The sequence below is a fragment of the Acidovorax sp. GW101-11A03 genome (assembly GCF_059424825.1).
This window is the reverse complement of the sequence record NZ_JBWKZU010000124.1, coordinates 1-4,114: the sequence shown is the minus strand read 5'-3', so window position 1 is coordinate 4,114 and position 4,114 is coordinate 1. Positions and strand designations below refer to the sequence as shown.

Sequence of the window (4,114 nt, the reverse complement as noted above, 5' to 3'; positions counted from 1 at the left end):
GCGTTTGGCGGGCTCGTGATCCCATTCGGCGGCACGCTGGCACCAATAGCGGGCGTTTTCAAAGTTGGGCTGCTCCCAGCCGATCACGGTCTCCAGCGCCTGCAGAAAAGCAGCCACCTCGTGCCCCTGGGCGGCAGCGGGTTGCAGGGCATCGGCCGCTTCGATGCGCTTGCGCGAGTACAGCGCCAGCTGCAGGCTGCGGGCGACGGCGTCGTCCACCGCCTTGCGGTCGTTGTCGATGATCTGCAGCAGTTGTTCGCCCGGCGCCGACTTCAGGCGCGCCATCAGCACCTGGATGCGTGCCTGCGCCTCTTCGGGAAAGCGCTGGAAGAACGCCTGGGCATCCTTGCGGGTCTCTGCATCGTGGGCGCCCATCAGCTGCAGCGCGGCCGCCAGATCGAAGTGCCTGCGCTGGCCCATGGTGCCAAAGCGCAGCGCACGGCCCAGGGCATAGAGAGCGTGGGGGTTGGCGCGCGCAGCCCAGCGGCGGTATTCGGCCCAGGCAGTGGCGTCGTCGCCCGCCTTGCGGGCACGCGCCGCACGCTGCAAGGGCAGATCGGGCTCTTCGGGCGCATCACCGTTGCCCAGGTAGTGCACGCCGCTTTGCGGGTCGTACAGGTTCAGGCCCAGGCGCACTGCCTGCTCCCAGCCATCGTCAAACGGAGCGCCCCAATCCGAAGCGCGGGTGTTGATGCCCACGCCCCAGGTGGGGTCGGTCATTTCAGGGCCACCAAGGTAGATGTCCCAGAACCCGGGAGAGCGCTGCTCGACGGCCTGTGCCCAGGCCACGAACTTGGGGTTCATCGGCACCTGGGGGCCCGCCTCTGCGCGCTCGTATTGCGCGTCCGCCTCGGCCTTGGTGGTGGGCCAGGGCCAGTCGGCGGGCTTTTCCCAGATCTGGATGGTGTAACTCACAGGTCCCTCCTCGGATGCCGCTGGGTGCGCGGCGTGTTGTGGTGTTGTCTTTCGTCAAGCGCGAACAAATTCTAGGAGCGCCCCCTCGCCACGCCGCAGAGCCGCACCCCACCGTTTTGTCCAGTGACGCAGCAGCGCCACACCCGGGTGTTGTCGCGCAGTTTTGGGTAAAAATGGGCTTCTCCGCCCGTCCACCCTGCCCAAGAAGCTCCTATTTTTATAGCAAACCTATGTCCCAGCCACCACGCCCTGCCCTCGCTCTCGCCATGCCCGTGCCCACTGGCGACCAGCTCAAGGCCGCCCGCACCGCCGCCGGGCTGAGCCAGGCCCAGGCGGCCGAACTCATGGGCTACCCGCTGCAGACCGGCAGCCGGGGCGGCGTGCAATCGCGCACCTGGCAGGCGCTGGAGAGCATGAGCGACGAGCGCAATATGCAGGGGCCGGTGTTTGCGATGTTTCTGTTGCTGACGGGGCAGCACCCCGACTTTGTGCTGGCGGCGCGCCCGGCCGACGGCGGCGACAGCGCCACCGGCTGACCGGCACACAAACGCTGACACCATAAAAAAAGCGGAACAGCCCGCAGGCGGTTCCGCAAAGTCTTCACAGGGAGATAAAAAGTACGCGGCGGCTCAGTCCACCTTGATGTTCGCCGCCTTGATCACCTGGGCCCACTTGTCCACTTCAGCCTTCTGGAAAGCAGCGATCTGCGTGGTGTTGAGGTCGGCAGGTTCCATGCCAAAGCCCTTCAAACGGTTCTGCATGTCGGGCTGGGCCAGGATCTTGCGAATCTCGTCGTGCAGGCGCGAAACGATGGGTGCCGGCGTGGCAGCGGGCACAAAAATCGCCTGCCACGACTGCACCTGGAAGTCGGCCAGGCCGTTCACGCCCGACTCGGCCACGGTGGGCACGTCGGGCATCGAGGCCAGGCGCTTGGGCGAGGTGACGGCAATGGCGCGCAGCTTGCCGCTCTGGATGTGCGGTGCGGCCACCACGGTGGTGTCGAACATCATGTCCACCTGGCCGCTGATCACATCCTGGATGGCCGGGCCGCTGCCCTTGTAGGGGATGTGCGTGAACTTCACGCCCGACTTGTAGACCAGCAGCTCCACCGCCAGGTGCTGCGAGCTACCCGTGCCGGCGGATGCCGATGACAACCCACCGTCCTTGCCCTTGGCCGCCACGAGCACGTCCTTGAGGGTCTTGTGCGGGCTGTTGGCGGCCACCACCAGTACCACGGGGTTGGTGCCGATCAGCGTCACGGGGCTGAAGGACTTGATGGGGTCATAGCCCAGCTTGGGGTACAGGCTGATGTTGATGGCGTGCGAGCTGACGGTGCCGCCCAGCAGCGTGTAGCCATCGGGCGCCGCGCGCGCAGCGGCCTCCGAGCCCACGCTGCCTGCCGCACCGCCCTTGTTCTCCACCACCACCGTGGTGCCCAGCACGGGCCCCAGCTGCTGGCCGATGAGGCGGCCCAGCGTGTCGGTGGTGCCGCCAGCGGCAAAGGGCACCACGTAGCTGATGGTCTTGCCCGTGGGCCAGGTGCCCTGGGCGGCGGCGGGCAGGCCGATGAAGCCCACGGCAGCGGCGAGGGCCGCCGTGTGGATGAGGTGTCTGCGTTGCATGGTCAAAAGTCTCCTGGTGTGCCAAAGGTGAAGATGCCCCCGGTGTCTGCGTTGAAGCTGGCGCCTCTGCTTGCCAGCCCTCTTCAGGGCAAGCCCTGTGACCCTGCTACCCATGGAAACAGGACGCTCAGCCCGGGTTTGTCTCGGATTTGTGATATGTCGTCGTACAACATAGATTGCATTGTGAATCCAACCTCGACCATCACATCAAAGGGATTACCCGCAGTTTTCGGTAGCGCTGGCGCCATTCCTTCAAGGGGTTCAGAGACTTTTATCCGGCGAATTTGCTCCGCATTTACCCTGATTTTTCTGTACACCAGACCACTTTGCGACTCGGTGTCTTGTGTATTTATCGAGCATGTTGTACGATGACTAACAACAACCTGACCTATCGGAGACATTCCATGACCCTGACCCGCCGCGCCGTTCTTCTGGCCTGCACCGCAGCCCTTGCCGCCGCCTCTGCCACGGCCCAGACGGCCGACTGGCCCGCCAAGACCCTGCGCATCGTGGTGCCCTACCCGCCAGGCGGCAGCTCGGACATCATTGCGCGCTCCATCAGCCAGGTGCTGTCCGAGTCGCTCAAGCAAAGCGTGATCGTCGAGAACAAGCCCGGCGCCAACGGCAACCTGGGCGCCGACTTTGTGGCCAAGGCCGAGCCCGACGGCTACACCATGTTGCTGTGCGACGTGGGCGCGCTGGCCATCAGCCCCTCGGTCTACACCAAGCTGTCGTTCGACCCCTCCAAAGACCTGCGCGGCGTGACCATGCTGGCCTACTCGCCCCACCTGCTGGTGGTGCACCCCTCGGTGCCGGTCAGCAACCTCAAGGAGCTGGTCGCCTACTCCAAGAAGAACGACCTGAACTTTGCCGTGACGGCCACCGGCAGCGCCCCCCACCTGGCCGGTGTGGCGCTGGAGCGCGCCAGCGGCGCACGCTGGCAGTACATCCCCTACAAGGGCGGCGTCACCGCCATCCAGGACACCGTGGCAGGCCAGACCCAGGTGCTGATGAACGGCATGCTCGCCACGCTGCCCCAGGTGCAGAACGGCAAGCTCAAGGTACTGGGCGTGTCCAAGTCCACCCGCATGCCGCTGATCGGCAACGTGCCCACCATTGCCGAGCAAGGCGTCACCGGTTATGAGTCCGGCACATGGCAAGGCGTGCTGCTGCCACGCGGCACGCCCGAGGCCGTGGTGCAAAAGCTCAACAAGGCCCTCATCACCGCCATCCGCTCACCCGAGATCCGCTCACGCCTCGCAGGCCAGGGCGCCGAGGTCGTGACCATGACCCCCGCCGAGCAGGACCAGTTCTTTGCCAAGGAACGCGCGCGCTGGGCCAGCGTGGTCACCGCCGCCAACATCAAGCTGGATTGAGCCCCTGCTCCCGCATCCCCATTTCCTTTTGTCGCCCCGCACTGACATGACCCCTCAAGACCTCAAAACCATCATGGGCTCCGGCCTGCTGTCGTTCCCCATCACGGACTTTGACGCGCAGGGCAACTTCCGCCCCAAGACCTATATCGAGCGCCTGGAGTGGCTCGCCCCCTACGGCGCCAGTGCCCTGTTTGCCGCCGG

The 4,114-nt window shown here is 65.5% G+C and carries 3 protein-coding genes and 2 pseudogenes; 3 read left to right on the top strand and 2 right to left on the bottom strand.

What is annotated here, in order from left to right; translation table 11 throughout:
• Positions 1-915 (bottom strand): annotated as a pseudogene (locus AC07Z7_RS24860) (tetratricopeptide repeat protein); the annotation flags it as partial.
• A gap of 266 nt (positions 916-1,181) precedes the next feature.
• On the opposite strand from AC07Z7_RS24860, the gene AC07Z7_RS24855 reads away from it, so the two are divergent.
• Entirely contained in the window at positions 1,182-1,451 is a 270-nt protein-coding gene (locus AC07Z7_RS24855) for a helix-turn-helix domain-containing protein (RefSeq protein WP_240515781.1), read from the top strand.
• Positions 1,452-1,544: 93 nt separating this feature from the next.
• Here AC07Z7_RS24855 and AC07Z7_RS24850 read toward each other — a convergent pair whose 3' ends face one another.
• On the bottom strand, positions 1,545-2,537 hold the full coding sequence (locus tag AC07Z7_RS24850) for a Bug family tripartite tricarboxylate transporter substrate binding protein (RefSeq protein ID WP_494768011.1): 993 nt from the start codon (positions 2,535-2,537) through the stop codon (positions 1,545-1,547).
• Positions 2,538-2,941: 404 nt separating this feature from the next.
• Here AC07Z7_RS24850 and AC07Z7_RS24845 point away from each other — a divergent pair, with 404 nt between their 5' ends.
• Both AC07Z7_RS24845 and AC07Z7_RS24840 read left to right on the top strand, forming a co-directional pair.
• On the top strand, positions 2,942-3,913 hold the full coding sequence (locus AC07Z7_RS24845; protein WP_252659544.1) for a Bug family tripartite tricarboxylate transporter substrate binding protein: 972 nt from the start codon (positions 2,942-2,944) through the stop codon (positions 3,911-3,913).
• A 46-nt stretch (positions 3,914-3,959) separates the two neighbouring features.
• Positions 3,960-4,114: pseudogene (locus tag AC07Z7_RS24840) on the top strand (5-dehydro-4-deoxyglucarate dehydratase); the annotation flags it as partial.